This window comes from Streptomyces rubrogriseus (assembly GCF_027947575.1).
Taxonomy (GTDB): Bacteria; Actinomycetota; Actinomycetes; order Streptomycetales; family Streptomycetaceae; genus Streptomyces; species Streptomyces rubrogriseus.
Genome location: NZ_CP116256.1, coordinates 1564992 through 1580850, shown reverse-complemented (window position 1 = coordinate 1580850; position 15859 = coordinate 1564992). Strand labels below are relative to the sequence as shown.

7 protein-coding genes and 1 pseudogene are annotated in these 15859 nt (G+C 75.7%); 7 read left to right on the top strand and 1 reads right to left on the bottom strand.

The annotated features are described in order from the left end of the window. The first annotated feature begins 47 nt into the window (after positions 1–47). The 3 genes and pseudogenes from Sru02f_RS06770 to Sru02f_RS06760 all read left to right on the top strand — a co-directional run bounded on the left by Sru02f_RS06770 (position 48) and on the right by Sru02f_RS06760 (position 4354). Complete coding sequence (locus tag Sru02f_RS06770) at positions 48–1439, top strand: SLC13 family permease (RefSeq protein WP_109031550.1); 1392 nt, start codon at positions 48–50, stop codon at positions 1437–1439. 88 nt (positions 1440–1527) lie between these two features. After that, positions 1528–2985 carry an acyl-CoA synthetase gene (locus Sru02f_RS06765; protein ID WP_109031549.1) on the top strand — a complete coding sequence of 486 codons (1458 nt, stop codon included), beginning with the start codon at positions 1528–1530 and terminating at the stop codon, positions 2983–2985. Beyond that, positions 2978–4354: pseudogene (locus tag Sru02f_RS06760) on the top strand (carboxyl transferase domain-containing protein). Before Sru02f_RS06765 ends, Sru02f_RS06760 begins: the two are co-directional and overlap by 8 nt. A 263-nt stretch (positions 4355–4617) precedes the next feature. Here Sru02f_RS06760 and Sru02f_RS06755 read toward each other — a convergent pair. Then, positions 4618–8283 (bottom strand): S8 family serine peptidase, encoded by a 3666-nt coding sequence (locus Sru02f_RS06755; RefSeq protein WP_109031546.1) that lies wholly within the window; start codon positions 8281–8283, stop codon positions 4618–4620. Between the two features lie 178 nt (positions 8284–8461). Between Sru02f_RS06755 and Sru02f_RS06750 the strand changes: the two genes are divergently transcribed. The 4 genes from Sru02f_RS06750 (at position 8462) to Sru02f_RS06735 (ending at position 15854) form a co-directional block, all read left to right on the top strand. Next, a complete protein-coding gene (locus Sru02f_RS06750) occupies positions 8462–8923 on the top strand; it encodes a CU044_2847 family protein (RefSeq protein WP_109031545.1) in 462 nt (153 codons plus the stop codon). Beyond that, positions 8920–10584, top strand: a complete 1665-nt coding sequence (locus Sru02f_RS06745; RefSeq protein WP_109031544.1) for a VMAP-C domain-containing protein — start codon at positions 8920–8922, stop codon at positions 10582–10584. The genes Sru02f_RS06750 and Sru02f_RS06745 overlap by 4 nt, the downstream gene beginning before the upstream one ends. 138 nt (positions 10585–10722) lie before the next feature. Further along, positions 10723–11748 carry an AAA family ATPase gene (locus Sru02f_RS06740; protein WP_109031543.1) on the top strand — a complete coding sequence of 342 codons (1026 nt, stop codon included), beginning with the start codon at positions 10723–10725 and terminating at the stop codon, positions 11746–11748. Next, the gene (locus tag Sru02f_RS06735) at positions 11748–15854 is read left to right on the top strand and encodes an SAV_2336 N-terminal domain-related protein (RefSeq protein ID WP_109031542.1); all 4107 of its coding nucleotides are present in this window, start codon (positions 11748–11750) and stop codon (positions 15852–15854) included. Before Sru02f_RS06740 ends, Sru02f_RS06735 begins: the two co-directional genes overlap by 1 nt. The last annotated feature ends 5 nt before the right edge of the window (positions 15855–15859 follow it).

The following is a 15859-nucleotide window of genomic DNA, read 5'->3' as shown; positions in this document are numbered from 1 at the left end:
CGCAGCCATTCCCATCGGCAGTCAGGTCAGCACTCGGGAGCCCCCGCATGTCCCCCGAACTCATCTCGATCCTCGTCCTCGTCGTGGTGTTCGTCATCGCCACCACCCGCTCCGTCAACATGGGCGCACTCGCCTTCGCCGCCGCGTTCGGGGTGGGCACGCTCGTCGCCGACCTCGACGCGGACGGCATCTTCGCCGGGTTCCCCGGCGACCTGTTCGTCGTCCTCGTCGGCGTCACGTACCTGTTCGCGATCGCCCGGTCCAACGGCACCACCGACTGGCTGGTGCACGCGGCCGTCCGGCTGGTGAGGGGCCGGGTCGCGCTGATCCCCTGGGTGATGTTCGCGCTGACCGGCGCGCTCACGGCGATCGGCGCGGTCAGCCCGGCCGCGGTCGCGATCGTCGCGCCGATCGCCCTGAGCTTCGCCACCCGGTACTCGATCAGCCCACTGCTCATGGGCACGATGGTGGTGCACGGCGCGCAGGCCGGCGGGTTCTCGCCGATCAGCATCTACGGCTCGATCGTCAACGGCATCGTGGAGCGGGAGAAGCTCCCGGGCAGCGAGATCGGCCTCTTCCTGGCCTCGCTGGTCGCCAACCTCCTCATCGCCGCCGTACTGTTCGCGGTGCTCGGCGGGCGGAAGCTGTGGGCGCGCGGGGCGGTGACGCCGGAGGACGGCGGCGCCCCCGGCAAGGACGGCACGGGGACCACGGGCCCCGGCACCGGCACCGGTACGAGCGCGGGCACCGGCGGTACGAGCACGGGCACCGGCGCCGCCCCCACCGCCGTGGCCGTCCGCCCCGACCATGAGACCGGCGGCACCGAAGGCACCGGCATCCGCCTCACCCCCGCCCGGGTCGCCACCCTGGCCGCCCTGGTCGCGCTGGTCGTGGCCGTGCTCGGCTTCGACCTGGACGCCGGTCTGACCGCGGTCACCCTCGCCGTCGTGCTGAGCACCGCCTGGCCGGACGACAGCCGCCGCGCGGTCGGCGAGATCGCCTGGTCCACGGTGCTGCTGATCTGCGGTGTCCTCACCTACGTGGGCGTACTGGAGGAGATGGGCACCATCACCTGGGCCGGTGAGGGCGTCGGCGGCATCGGCGTCCCGCTGCTGGCCGCGGTGCTGCTCTGCTACATCGGCGCGATCGTGTCGGCCTTCGCCTCCTCCGTGGGCATCATGGGCGCGCTGATCCCGCTGGCGGTGCCGTTCCTCGCGCAGGGCGAGATCGGGGCGGTCGGCATGGTGGCGGCGCTCGCGGTGTCGGCGACGGTGGTGGACGTCAGCCCGTTCTCCACCAACGGCGCGCTGGTGCTGGCCGCGGCCCCGGACGTGGACCGGGACCGCTTCTTCCGGCAGTTGATGGTCTACGGCGGGATCGTGGTGGCGGCCGTTCCGGCGCTGGCCTGGCTCGTGCTGGTGGTACCCGGCTTCGGGTAGACCCACCTCGCGGATCCGGCGCGATCCGGCAGCCTTGAACGACAGCCCCCGGCAACAGCTCTCGGGCAACAGCTAAGGAGTACGACGCGTGTCCTCTCTCTTCCCGGCCCTCTCCCCGGCCCCGACCGGCGCCCCGGCCGACCGGCCCGCGCTGCGGTTCGGCGAGCGCTCCCTGACCTACGCGGAACTCGCCGCGGCGGCGGGCGCCACGGCCGGGCGGATCGGCGGCGCCGACCGGGTCGCGGTCTGGGCCACCCCGGCGATGGAGACCGGCGTCGCCGTGGTGGCGGCGCTGCTGGCCGGGGTCGCCGCCGTACCGCTCAATCCGAAGTCCGGCGACAAGGAACTCGCGCACATCCTCTCCGACAGCGCGCCCTCGCTGGTCCTGGCGCCCCCGGACGCGCAACTCCCGCCCGCCCTCGGGGCCCTGGAGCGCGTCGACGTCGACGTGCGGGCCCGCGGGGCGGTCCCCGAGGACGGTGCCGACGACGGCGACCCCGCGCTCGTCGTCTACACCTCCGGCACCACGGGGCCGCCGAAGGGCGCCGTCATCCCCCGGCGGGCGCTCGCCACGACCCTGGACGCGCTCGCCGACGCGTGGCAGTGGACCGGCGAGGACGTGCTGGTGCAGGGGCTGCCGCTGTTCCACGTGCACGGGCTGGTCCTCGGCATCCTCGGCCCGCTGCGCCGCGGCGGGTCCGTGCGGCACCTGGGCAGGTTCTCCACCGAGGGCGCGGCGCGGGAGCTGAACGACGGCGCGACCATGCTGTTCGGGGTGCCGACGATGTACCACCGGATCGCCGAGACGCTCCCCGCCGACCCGGAGCTGGCGAAGGCGCTCGCCGGGGCCCGGCTGCTGGTGTCGGGGTCGGCCGCGCTGCCGGTGCACGACCACGAGCGGATCGCCGCCGCCACCGGGCGGCGCGTGATCGAGCGGTACGGCATGACCGAGACGCTGATGAACACCAGCGTGCGCGCCGACGGCGAGCCGCGCGCCGGGACGGTGGGCGTGCCGCTGCCCGGTGTGGAGCTGCGGCTGGTGGACGAGGACGGCACGCCGATCGCGGCGCTCGACGGGGAGAGCGTCGGCGAGATCCAGGTGCGCGGCCCGAACCTGTTCACCGAGTACCTGAACCGCCCCGACGCCACCGCCGCCGCCTTCACCGAGGACGGCTTCTTCCGCACCGGCGACATGGCGGTGCGCGACCCCGACGGCTATGTCCGCATCGTCGGCCGCAAGGCCACCGACCTGATCAAGAGCGGCGGTTACAAGATCGGGGCCGGGGAGATCGAGAACGCCCTGCTCGAACACCCGGAGGTCCGGGAGGCGGCCGTCACCGGCGAACCCGACCCCGACCTCGGGGAACGGATCGTGGCCTGGATCGTCCCGGCCGACCCCGCCGCCCCGCCCGCCCTCGGCACGCTGGCCGACCACGTCGCCGCCCGGCTCGCCCCGCACAAGCGGCCGCGCGTCGTCCGGTACCTCGACGCGGTGCCCCGCAACGACATGGGGAAGATCATGAAGCGGGCGCTGGGCCGTGGCTGAGCGCCCGACCGCGCGGGAGTTCCTCGCCCTGGTCACCGACGACGCCACCTTCGCCGAACTCCCGCACGCGGACGGCCCGTGGCGGCCCGACGGCCCCCTCGGCTGGCCCGGCTACGACGCCTCGCGGGCCCGCGCCGCCGAGCGCACCGGCGAGGCGGAGTCCGTCGTCTGCGGCACCGGACTGGTGGAGGGCACCCGCGCCGTGCTCGTCTCCTTCGAGTTCGGCTTCCTCGGCGGCTCGCTCGGACATCTCACCGGGGACCGGCTGGAGGCGGCGTACGCGTACGCCCGTGAACACCGGCTGCCGGTGGTGCCGTTGGTGGCGACCGGCGGCAGCCGGATGCAGGAGGGGATGCTCGCGCTGACCCAGCTCCAGCGGGTGGCCCGGCAGTCGGCGCTCACCCGCGCGGCCGGTCTCGCGCAGATCGCGGTGGTGCGGGACCCGGCGACCGGCGGCGGCTGGGCGACGCTGGGCGCGGGCGCCGACGTGGTCCTCGCCCTGCCCGGCGCCCAGGTGGGCTTCGCCGGTTCGCGGGTCCGGCCGCCGGACGCGGACCCGGCGGCGTACACGGCCGAGGCGCAGGTGGCGGCGGGCAGCGTGGACGCGGTCGTGCCGCCCGGGAGCTGCGCGCGACGCTGGGGCGGTGGCTGCGCCTGCTGACGGCGCCGTCCGGCGATCCGGCGCCGGTGCCGGAGCCGCTGGGCGCGCGGGACCTGCCGTGCCGGCGGCTGGGAGGCGGTACGCCGGGCCCGCGCCCCCGGGCGCCCGCGCGCCGGGGCGTATCTGGACGCCTACTTCACCGACCGCGTGGCCCTGTCCGGCGACCGCTGCGGCGGCCGGGACCCGGAGGGCATGCTGTGCGGCTTCGGCGCGCACGCGGGGCGGACGGTGGCGTACGCCGCGCAGACGGGCACGGCGACCCGGCCCGCCGGGTACCGCACCGCCACCCGGCTGATCCACCTCGCGGACCGGCTCGGCATCCCGGTGCTGACCCTGGTGGACACGCCGGGTGCGGCCAACGACGCGGCGGCGGAGCGGGCGGGGGCGGGTCCGGCGATCGCGGACCTGTTCGGCGCCGTGGCCTCGGTGCGTACGCCGGTCACCACGCTGGTGATCGGCGAGGGCGGTTCGGGCGGGGCGCTGGCCCTGGCCTCGCCCGGCAGCACGTGGGCCACCCCGGACAGCTACTTCTCCGTCATCGCGCCGGAGCACGCGGCGACGATCCTGAAGCGCCCGCCGACGGAGGTGGAGGCGACGGCCGGTCAACTGCGGCTGCGGCCGCAGGACTTGGCCGCACTTGGCGTGATCCGAACAAGCGAGCAGTTGTTCCCTGGAACAGGTGATCGTCGCTCTGAAGAACGCATGTGACTGCAGGGACCAACGATACTTACGGTGTGCAAGCAACGGGCTGCAGACCGTAGTTGACGCACATGTCCCGAGTAGTCCCAGCGGGGCCCGGCGGGTCCCGCACCTGAACAGCGCAAGGAGCTGCACGATCATGAACCTTCTCACCGACATCCTCGCCGGCCTCGTCCACTTCGTCGGCTGGCTGGTCTGACGGTCCGAGAAACCGACGGCGCCGCCTCCCCGTCCCAGGGAGGCGGCGCCGTCCGCGTGTCCCGGACCGGGGCCTACCGCACGGCCACCGCCCGCACGATCTCCTGCGTGACCGAGCCGCCCCGGTCGTCGCGCGCCGAGGCCCGCAGCGAGACGTGCTCGGCATCGCGCGGCACGCTCAGCGTCCCGTGCCAGGAGGCCTCCCCGTCACCGCCGCGCAGCCGGACCTGGTGCCAGGTCGTCCCGCCGTCGTAGGACGCCTCCAGCTTTCCGCCGCCGAGCTTCCCGGTGTCCGGGGCGCCCGCCACGTACGCGGCGTCGAGACCGACCCGCAGCTTCTTGCCGGCGCGCACCTTCCCCGCGAGGTCGGTGTCGACGTCGAAGGAGAGGTTGACCAGCGGCAGGAAGGTCCACCGGTCGTCCGGCGTGGCCGCCGACCGGAAGGTCCACTCCGCGTGGCCCTTCGTCGCCAGCGGCCAGCGTGCCGCGTCCAGCGCCGTGTCGGTGACGAGCCTGTAGGTGTGCTCGTCGGCCGGCGCGTCCCACACGTACGCGGCGGAACTCGGCCCCTGGTCGACCAGTTCGCCGTCCAGGTACACCGACGTGGTCTGCGACATGCCGCTGCCCTCGCTCCACACGTCGCCGAAGCCGGTGTGGTCGGGCCCCGAGTCGCCCCAGCCGGGCGCGTTGAACTGGAGCCGGTTCCCGGCGCGCTGCTGTCCCCAGCCGAGCCCGGTGCCGAGGTAGGGGTGCCACACCGGCTTGAACCAGTTCAGCTCCGCGCGCGAGCCTCCCCGGTACCGGGACAGTCCGCCGCGCTGCTCCAGCGCCTCACCGGCGCTCGTCACGGTCTCGTGCCACAGCTGGCCGGGGCCGGTGGACACGTACTCGGTGCGCTCGACCGGGTAGTCGACCCGCTCCCGGAAACCGAGGCCGATCGGGAAGGTGTCGGTGATGGAGTACCGGAACTCGCCGCCGCTCGACGGTTCGGCGGCGTGGTACTTGGCGCGCAGCACGGCGAGGTCGCGGTGCCCGGGCCGGTAGGTGAGGTCCCGGTCGGGCACGGCGCCCTCGTGTCCCTCGGACAGGTCGTACACGTAGGGCGTGTTGCGGGTGCCGGTCATGTCGACCCGTCCGGCCCGGTGCAGCCGGCCGGCGTCGGCCGCGGAGACCGTGGCGATCTGGAGCGGCCGGTCGGCGTTGTCGTCCGTGCCCCACCACGACATCAGCCGTCCGGGGGCGTCGTCGGTCACGAACAGCGCCTTGACGCCGGCGTCCTGCGCGGCCCGGGCGAGCGCGGCCGGTTCGGTCCCCTCGGTGAGCCGGGCGAGGACCGCCTTGCCGCGCACGCCGGCCGGGAGGGGCCCGGCGCCGACGGCCCCGACGTCGACCAGGGGCAGCCGGGTGCGGCCCTCGGTCAGGGTGCCGCCGGACTGGACGGTGGCCTCGTCGATCCCCTTCACCTCGAGCAGCGGCTTGCCGAGCCGCCACACGGTGCGGTACTCGAAGTCGCCCTGGCCGACCTTCTTCGTGGGCGCGGCGAAGACGCTGTCGTACGTCAGCGGCACCTGCACCGCGCCGAACAGGTCGGAGCCGTTCGCGCTGCGGTCGTACTCCATGAGGAGCTGCCGGGTCTCGGTGCGCCGGCCGACGTCGGCGCCGATCTCGCGCAGCTCGCGGCCGTCCAGGGTGATCTCGCGGTCCCGGTCGACGACGATCTCCGGGGCGGCGAGGAAGCCCAGGCCGAGGGAGTCGGCGCCGTGGCTGCCGCGCACGTCCAGGAAGGACGACAGGCTGTACGTCCCGGGCTCGAGCCGGAGCTTCAGGGTGCCGGACTCTCCGACGTGGGCCGGGAAGGGGTCGACGCCCTCGGTGAGCCGCTGGACGGTCAGGTCGGCCGGGGTCGCGGCGCCGGAGCGGTCCTTGACGTGCACCGTGAGCGAGTACCGCTCGCCCTCCTTGACCAGCCCGAACGCGGTGTGCGCGAGGGGCTTACCGCTCACGTCGGCCGCCACGACCCGGCCGCTCGTGTTGCCGACCGGCGCCTTGGACCCGTCCCCGGTGACCGTGGTCGAGGCGGTGCCGTGCGCGGGCACGGTGAGGGAGGTGTCGGCGAGCGTGGCGACGCCCTCGGGGGCGCCCCGCACGGACAGCTTCAGCTCGACGTCCGTGTCCGAGGAGTTGGTGTAGGTGACGGTCCTGGTGACCGGCGCGTTGGCGTCGTACGGCCAGGAGTAGAAGCCCAGGTCGGCGCTGCCGGTCGCGGTGACGTCGGCGCCGACGGCCTCCGGCACGCTGACCCGGCCCGCTCCCAGCTGGTAGGCGGGGGCGTCGAGTTCCTTCGAGGTGGACATCAGCGCGTCCTTGAGCCGCGCGCCGCTCCAGTCGGGGTGCTCCTCGGCGAGCAGGGCGGCCACCCCCGCGATGTGCGGCGTCGCCATCGACGTACCGTCCATGGACGTGTAGTCGCCGCTGCCCTCGGCGAGGCGGGAGCGGGCGGCGAGGATGCCGACTCCCGGGGCCGACAGGTCGGGCTTGAGCGCGTTGTCCCCGTACCGGGGGCCGGCGCTGGTGAACCAGGCGGCCTGGTCGGCGGAGTCGACCGCGCCCACGGTGAGGGCGGCGTCGGCCGCGCCGGGCGAGCCTATGGAGGAGGGCGCGCCGGTGTTCCCGGCCGCGATCACGAACAGCGCGCCGGTCTCGCGGGACAGGGTGTTGACGGCCTCGGCCATCGGATCGGTGCCGTCGCTGGGCTCGGTGGAGCCGAGGCTCATGGAGACGACGTCGGCGTCCACGTCCCGGGCGGCCCACTCCATGCCCGCGATGATCTCCGACTCGCTGCCGAAGCCCTCGTCGTCGAGGACCTTGCCGACCGCGAGCGTGGCGCCGGGGGCGACGCCCTTCTCCTTGCCGTCGGAGGCCGCGCCGCTGCCGCCCACGGTGGAGGTGACGTGCGTGCCGTGGCCGTGCCGGTCGGCGACCTCCTCGCCGGGGATGAAGCTGCGGCTCTGCGCGATCCGCCCCGCCAGGTCGGGGTGCCCGGCGTCCACGCCGCTGTCCAGCACGGCCACGGTGACGCCCTTGCCGGTCAGCCCTGCCTCCCAGGCCTCGGGCGTGCCGATCTGCGCGTTGGACTCGGCCATGTCCGCGGTGACCCGCCCGTCGAGCCACACGCCCTCGACACCGGCGCCGCGACGGGTGAATTCCCGCCAGAATGCACGCCCCTTGTCGGCCTCGACGGCGGCCCCGCGCACGCTGGGCAGCGACCGCGTCCGCTCGGCCCCCCGCGGGGTGGCGGCCCGCGCGCCCTTGCCGTACGTCACGATCAGCGGCAGCTCGCCCGTCTCGCTGTCGGCGAGCCCCTGCTCCAGCAACGCACCGACGTCGAAGAGCCGTTCGTCGAGGCTGCCGTCGCGCAGGTAGGGCAGGGCCTCGTCCGGTACGACGGCGGTCCGGCCGCCGGAGCTGCTGGTGCGCACGGCCCCGTTGGCGCCCTCGGGCCGCTCGACCGCGACGGTCTTCCGGCCGCCGCCGAGGTCGGTGACGGTCACCCGGTCGCCGGTGACGAGGGTGACGGTGCGGGCCGCGTCGGCGGCGGTGGCCGTGCGGGCGGCCGTCGTTGGGGATCGCGCCGGGTCGGGGGGCGGGTCCTGCGCCGCCGAGGTCCCGGCCGGCAGCAGCGCGATCACGAGCCCCGCCGACAGGAGGGCCGCCCCGCGTCTGACTGGTCCTGTGCTCATCCACGTCTCTCTTCGTGTCGTCGTAGAGTGCGGTGAAGAGTGCTGTGAGCAGTCTCAGGGGGCCGGTGGGGCACGGGAGTTGACCGGAGGCGGCGGTTAGTCGCCCTGGCGGGTTTCCGCCAGCGGCCGAACGGACCGGCGGCCCGGGACGGGACACGGCCGAGTACCGTCCGTCACAATGGTGCTGCGCACGGACACGTACGGCACACGGGGAGCGAGCGGCGTCATGGACGGGTTGGTCGAGTTCAGGACCGAGGACGGCGTGCGGGTGGTCGTCGAGGGCGTCGAGGACGAGGACGGGGCGCGGCTGGTCTCGCGCGGCGACGGCCCGGCCCGCGCGGCCCGCACCTTCGAGGACTCCCTGGACGGCGTGCGGGCGGCGGCCGCGTCCGCGCTGCGCGTCTTCCGGGACGGCTCGCTCCGACCCGACGCCGTGGAGCTGGAGTTCGGGGTCAAGCTGAGCGCGGAGGCCGGCGCGGTCATCGCGAAGGGCTCGGCGGAGGGCCATCTGGTGGTGCGGCTGAGCTGGTCGCCCGAGCCGTCCCCCACGCGTACCGGACCGCTGCCGCCCGCGACGCGTACCGAACCGCTGCCGTCCCCGACGCGTCCCGAGGCCCCGGACGCCGCCGCGCTGTCATGAGCGGTGCCGCGTGGCACGCCCGCGTCGAGTGCGGCAGGGAGGTCGGCGCCGGATTCCTCGTCTCCGCCCGCCGGCTGCTCACCTGCGCCCATGTCGTCCGGTGGGCCGACCGGGCGCCGGTGACGGTGGCCTTCCCGGGCCGCCGGGAGCTGGGCGAGATGTCCGGCACGGTCGTCGTGCACGGCGGGTGGCAGGAGGGCGCCGCCGACCTCGGCGACCTGGCGGTACTGGAGCTGGACCGGGAGGTGCCGCTCGCCCCGGCCGTCTTCGCCCGGCCCGGCACGGAGCGGACCGTCCCCGTCCCCGAGCTGATCGCCTACGGCTTCCCCAAGGGGTACGACGAGGGCATGCTCGCCTCCTACCGCGCCCTGCCCGGGCCCCTCATCTCCGACGAGTGGGTCCAGCTGGAGGCCGTCACGGCGCACGGGCAGCCGCTGGCCGCCGGGTTCAGCGGCGCGGCGCTGACACTGGCCGACGGCACGGTCGTCGGCATGGTCTCCGCCGTGGCCGGCGCCCGGGACGTACGGGTCGGCCGGATGCTGCCCGTCGAGGTCATGGCGCGCTACTGGCCGGAGCTGGGCGAGCTGGTGCCCACCCCCGGCCACCGGGCGGACGCCCGCAGGCGGCTGTACGCGCTGGTGCGCCGGGCCGAGGAGAGCGGCCTGGACTGCGACCCGAACCGGCTGTACGCGTCCGCCATGGACGCGTTCGACCCGCCGCTGCCGGAGGGCGGTTTCGGCTCCCTGCGGGAGGCCGCCGCCTACGTGCAGTGGGAGGTGCCGGACCCGGCGGCCGTGGCCCGCTTCGCCGACCGGCTGACGGAGCGGCTGCACGCCCCGCCCGGTCCGGCGCCGCACCCCGCGACGTGGTCGCCCATCGTCGTGGAGATCGACCGCAGCGGTGCCGGTGCCGACCAGGTCACCGTCGAGGTGTCCGCCTACCGGGACGGCCGGCGCCGCCCGGTGGGTTCGCGCCGGCTGGCCCGCGGCGCGGTGCGGTCCTTCGTCCAGCAAGGCATCGACGAGGCGTTCACCCAGCTCGATCCCGGCGCCGACGAACTGCTCACCTTCGTGCTCCCGCGCGAGTGGCTGAACGAACCGGTGGCGCACTGGGAGTGCGGAGAGGACGACTCCACGCCACTGGGCTGCGCCTACCCGCTCGTGGTGACCGACCGGTACCGCCACCGCAGCGGACGCCTCCGCCACCAGCTGCACAAGAAGTGGCGCAGGCTCGGGCCCGGCACGGGCGGCACGCTGCACCGTGTGGACTGCGGCACCCGGGAGCGGCCGGCCGGGCTGCGCAAACGGCTGCGGGACGACGCGGAGCTGGCCGGTTTCGCCACCCCGCCCTCGGCGGTGCCGGAGTACTTCGAGGTCGGCCTCAACCTGCCCGTCCCCGTGCTGTTGTGGCCGCTGCGGGAGTGCCCCGGCGAGGAGGGACCCGACGGCCGCTGCTCCGGCACGGCGTTCCTCGACGAGCTGGCGGCGTCGGTGGCGGGCGTGCCGCCGGCCGAACTGCCGCGCCTGGTCATGGAACTGCGCGAGACGGCGGACGCGGCGGAGGTCCCGGAGGAGCACTGGGCGCGGGACGTCCAGCTCCTGTGGGACGACCCCCGCTGCTTCGCCGAGCCGCCCGCCCTGCTCCGCTCCCCCGTCGGCTGAACCGCCCGCCGCGCCATGCTCCGACCCACCTCGACGAACCGCGACCGCGCCGAACCGACCGGCGCACCGATGGCCGTACCGACCGCCGCACCGACCCCTGCACCGATGGCCGTACCGACCGCCCGGAGAGAAGAACCCATGCCCCTGTGGCCCGTCTACACCGGCGCGCCTGCCCCCCACGACGGCATCACCCGGCTGCCCCCGCCCCCGCCCTGGCGGGCCTTCGACGGCGGCCCCGTGCTCGATCCGCCGGACGCGGACGGCGACACCGCGGCCGCCTCGCCCGACCGCGCCCACCGTGCCGCGACCTACCAGGCCACCGAGGACACGGTGCAAATGGTCAACGCGGCCCTGTACCTGCGCCGTCCGCTGCTGGTCACCGGTCCGCCCGGCACCGGGAAGTCGTCCCTCGCCTACGCGGTCGCCCGTGAACTGCGGCTCGGCCCCGTCCTCAGGTGGAACATCACCAGCCGCAGCACCCTGGGCGACGGCCTCTACACCTACGACCCGCTCTCCCGCCTCTACGCGGCGCGCCACACCACGCAGCCGCCCGACGCCCCCGCCGCCGCCACCGGCGTCGAGGACCACCTGCGACTGGGCCCGCTGGGCACCGCCCTGCTGCCGTACGCCCGGCCGCGCGCCCTGCTCATCGACGAGATCGACAAGAGCGACCTCGACCTGCCGAACGACCTGCTGCACGTCCTGGAGGAGGGTCAGTACGAGATCCCCGAACTCGTCCGGGCCTCCCGGGACATCCCCGACGGCCACGCCGAGGTCCTGGTCGACGGCACCGACCAGCGGGTGCCGGTGGAGCGCGGCCGGGTCCGCTGCAACGCCTTCCCCTTCGTCGTCCTCACCAGCAACGGCGAGCGCGAGTTCCCGCCCGCCTTCCTGCGCCGCTGCGTCTCGCTGCGGCTGCGGCAGCCCGACGACGACCACCTCGCCGAGATCGTCCGCGCCCACCTGGGCGAGCCCGACGGGTACGCGCGCCAGTTGATCCACCGGTTCCTGTCCCGGGTGGGCAGCGGCGAACTGGCCACGGACCAGCTGCTCAACGCCATCTACCTGGCCCGTTCCTCCGGTCTGGGCGCCGACTCCCTGGACGAGCTGGCCGAGCAGCTGATGCCCTACCTCGGCCGGTCCGCGCAGCCCGACGCCTTCTGATGCCCACCGACCGCCCCGGCCCACCGGACCCGCCGCCCCTGCCCCTCCTCGCCGACCTCCTCGGCCGGGCGGCGGCCACCGGTGCCCGCCCGACGCCGCTGGAGCTGGCCGAACTCCTGTGGCTGGCCGGCCGGATGGAGCCCCCGGAGCAGGACCCGCCGCACGGCCCGGCGACCGGGACGCGACCGGCGGAGCCGCCACCGGCCCCGGAGGGCACCCGGGAACAGGGCCACGAAGGGGACGGACAACAGGAGCAGGACCGGAAGCCGGAGCGGGACCGGCACGCCGACCCGGAGCGTGACCGGAACCAGGACCGGGAGCCGGGACAAGGGCCGTGGGGCGACGGGCCGGTGCGGCCCGATACCCGCTCCGAGGCCCCCCGCACCCCCTTGCGCCTGCCGTCCCCCGCCCCCGCCCCGGGCACCTCGGCGGCGCAGCCGCACAGCGCCCTGCTCGCGCCCGCACCGCCGATGCTGCGCCGCACGCTGGCGCTGCAGCGTGCGCTGCGGCCGCTGAAGCGCCGTGCCGACGCGCCCGTCGGCCACGAGGTGGACGAGGCCGCGACCGCCGACCGCATCGCGCGCCTCGGCGCCGGCCCCGAGTGGTGGCTGCCCGTGCTGCGCCCCGTACGGGAACGGTGGCTGCGCCTGCACCTGGTGCACGACGCGGGCCCCACGATGCCCGTCTGGCGGCCCCTCGTGCGCGAACTGCAAGCCGCACTGGCCCAGTCGGGCGTCTTCCGCACCGTCACCCTGCACCGCGCGGACCCCGACGGCACCGTCCGCGGCGACGGCGCCCAGATCCCCGCCGACGGCCGTACGGTGATGCTGCTGATCAGCGACTGCATGGGGCCGCAGTGGCGGGCCGGGCCGGACGGCGACCGTTGGTTCGCCACGCTGCGCCGCTGGGCACGCCGCACGCCCCTGGCGGTGCTCCAGCCGCTGCCCGAGCAGTTGTGGCGGGACACCGCCCTGCCGCCGGTGCCGGGCCGGCTGTCGGCCCCGCACCGGGCGGCGCCCAGCGCCTCGCTCGCCTTCACGCCGTACGACACCGCCGCGCCCCGCGCCCCCGAGGGGACCGTGCACGTCCCCGTGCTGGAGCCCGGGCCCGAGTGGCTGGCGAACTGGGCCGCCCTGGTCGCGAGCCCGGGCGGCACCCCGTACCCGGGCGCGGCCGCGGCTCTGCACCGACCGCTGCCGGCCGACGCCGACGACCGCACCGACGTCGCGCGGCTGTCACCCGAGGAACTCGTCCTGCGCTTCCGCGCCAGCGCCTCCCCGCAGGCCTACCGGCTGGCCGGCCACCTCGCGCTGGGGCGCCCGGACCTGCCCGTGATGCGGCTGGTGCAGGCCGCGGTCGAGCCGGACCCGCGGCCCCAGCACCTGGCCGAGGTCATCCTCGGCGGACTGCTGACCACGGTCGCCGGGCCGCCCGGCTCCTACGCCTTCCGCCCCGGGGTGCGCGAGCTGCTCCTGCGCGGACTGCCCCGCACCGCCCGCAACCGCACCCACGACCTGCTGCTGCGCACCGGCGGTCTGATCGACGACCGGGCGGGGCGTTCGCCGGGCGAGTTCCGCGCGCTGATCCCCTCCCGGAAGGGCACCGAGCGGGCCGGCCCGAACGAGTCGTTCGCGACGATCAGCGAGGAGAGCGTCCGGCAGCTGACCGTGCGGGAGCGGCCCCCCGCCCCCTCGCCCTTCCCGCCCGGCCTGGGCGCCCGCTACCGTCCCACGCGACGGCTCACCCCGTCCGGCCGGATCTGGCTGGCGGAGGACACCGGACCGGACCGGACGGCACCGGACCGGACGGCATCGGACCGGACCGCGGCGGACCGGACCGCGGCGGACCGGACGGCGGCGGACCGGACGGCGGCCCACCCCGTGCCGACGAGCCGGACGGTGGTGATCCGGCTGCACGACCCGGCCACCGACCCGGCCGCGCGCCAGGCGTTCCTGCACAACGCCCGCCGGCTGACGCGGCTCTCCCACCCGAACCTGGTGACCGTGCTCGACGCGGGCATCGAGGGCGACGTCCCGTACGTCGTCATGGAGCACCTCGACGGCATAGCGCTCGGCGCCCTCACCCGGTCCGGGGACGGGCGGCTGCCGGTGCCGCTGACGGTGTCCGTGGGGGCGCAGCTGGCACGGGCGCTCACCGCCCTGCACCGGGCGGGTCTGGCGCACGGCGGCCTGGAGGCGTCCCGGGTGGTCCTCCTGCCGGACGGCACGGTCCGGCTCAGCCTCTTCGAACCGGGTCTGGCCTCGGGGCCGGGATCACGCTCGGCGGACCTGCGCGCCCTGTGCGAGGTGCTGCTGCGGCTGACGTCGGGGACCTCGCGCCCGACCGTCCCGGTCGACTCCCGCCGCCTGAACCGGCTGCCCACCGCCCTGCGGATCCACTACGCGCACGCCTTCGACCAGCTGCTGTCCCCTTCGCCGGCGGCCCAGGCCCGGGGCCTCGACCTGCTCGGGGACCCGGCGCTGCTCACCCCCGCGGGCGAGGCGTACCCGCCGCGCCGGTACCGGGCCCTGGGGCCGTTGCGGGTCGGCCTCCCGGACGGTCCGGCCGACCTGCCGCGGGACGTGCGCGCGCTGCTCGCGATGCTGCTCCTCAAGCACGGCCGCACGGTGACCCACGAGGAGCTGCGGTGGGGCCTGTGGGATCCGGGCAACGAGCCGCGCAACCCGCGGGGCGAGACGACCCGGCTGGCGAAGCGGCTCGCGGAGATCCTCGGCCCGGGCGTCCTGGCCACGGCCGCCCACGGCTACGCCCTGCACACCAGCACCGACGAGCTGGACCTGGTGCGCTGCGACGAGCTGGTGCGGCGCGCCGACGCGGCCCGGCTGGAGGGTTCGCTCACCGAGGCGCACGGCCTGGTCTCCGGGGCGCTGTCGCTGTGGGGCGACGCCGAGCCCCTCGCGGGCGTGCCCGGCCCCGCCGCCCGCACCGCCCGGACCCGCCTGCTGCGGCTGCGGCTCGCCCTGCACACCAAGCGCGCCGAGCTGGACCTGGTCCTCGGCGAGTACGACCGGGCCGCCACCGAACTGTCCGGCCTGCTGGGCGCCCATCCGCACCGGGAGGACTTCCGCCGCCTCTACCTCATCGCCCTGCGCCGCCAGGGCCGGGGCGAGGAGGCGCTGGAGGTGTACGAGGAGTACGAGCTGTCCGGCGGACGGAGCCCCGCCCTGGCGGCGCTGGGCCGGGAGCTGCGCGAGGAGTACGCCGAGCCGGTGGACGACGCGCCGCCGTGGAGCGAGTACGAGCAGCGCCCCGCGGAGCCGGACGCCCCCGGGTCGATGGTGTCCGCGCCGGACGAGTTGCCGGAGGGCCCCTTCCCCACCGAGGACGGCCTCTGGACGCCCCTGCTGGACGACGACGCCGAGCACGACGCGGCACACGCCCCCGCGGACGGGGACGAGAGGGAGGAACGGGCGCAGAGCCGCGCGGCGCTGCGGGAGGCGATGCGCAGTGAGGGTCTGGAACCGGAGCCGGAACTGGATCCGGACGAGGATCCGGGGCCGGAGGAAGAGGAGGAGCCGGAGGAACCGGAGGAGCCGCCCTGGGCCGACTTCGACACGGGTTTCCGCGCCTGTGCCCGGTACACGCTCGCCGACGGCCCGGTGGACCGCGACGCGCGCGCGGCACTGCACGGCCTGGTCATGGAGCTGCTGGCGGACAGCGGGACGGATGCCGCCGCCCACGAGCTGGTGGACGAGCCCGGTGGCCCGCTCGTGCTGCTGGCGCCGCGGGCCGAGGCCGCCCCGCTGCTGAGGGCGACCGTCGAGGGTCTGCCCGGGCGGCTGGCCCGCCTGGCCGGCCTGCGGTTGCGGATCGAGTTCTGGCAGGTGGAGTTCGGGCTGGACGGGAGCGGGGAGCGGTCACTGGGCCGTGCCGACGCCGATGCGGTCGGCGCGGTCCTGGACGCCTCCTCCGCGCAGGCCGTCGTCGCGCTCTCCGACTCCCTGTACTACGACGAGGTGCGCGAGGAGGGGCAGTACGGGCCCGCCTTCCCGCCGGACCTCTTCCGCCCGCTGGCCGACGACACCGGCTGGTACCACCTGGTCGAGGGTGGTGGGCGCCCCGGTCCGGCGGCGGACCTCCGCTGACCCGG

Excerpts from the sequence above, each read along its gene's own strand:
- Sru02f_RS06745 (WP_109031544.1), top strand. The coding sequence starts at position 8,920 with ATGAGCGGTGCCGCGTGGCACGCCCGCGTCGAGTGCGGCAGGGAGGTC.
- Sru02f_RS06770 (WP_109031550.1), top strand. The coding sequence starts at position 48 with ATGTCCCCCGAACTCATCTCGATCCTCGTCCTCGTCGTGGTGTTCGTC.
- Sru02f_RS06755 (WP_109031546.1), bottom strand. The coding sequence starts at position 8,283 with ATGAGCACAGGACCAGTCAGACGCGGGGCGGCCCTCCTGTCGGCGGGG.
- Sru02f_RS06735 (WP_109031542.1), top strand. The coding sequence starts at position 11,748 with ATGCCCACCGACCGCCCCGGCCCACCGGACCCGCCGCCCCTGCCCCTC.
- Sru02f_RS06750 (WP_109031545.1), top strand. The coding sequence starts at position 8,462 with ATGGTGCTGCGCACGGACACGTACGGCACACGGGGAGCGAGCGGCGTC.
- Sru02f_RS06740 (WP_109031543.1), top strand. The coding sequence starts at position 10,723 with ATGCCCCTGTGGCCCGTCTACACCGGCGCGCCTGCCCCCCACGACGGC.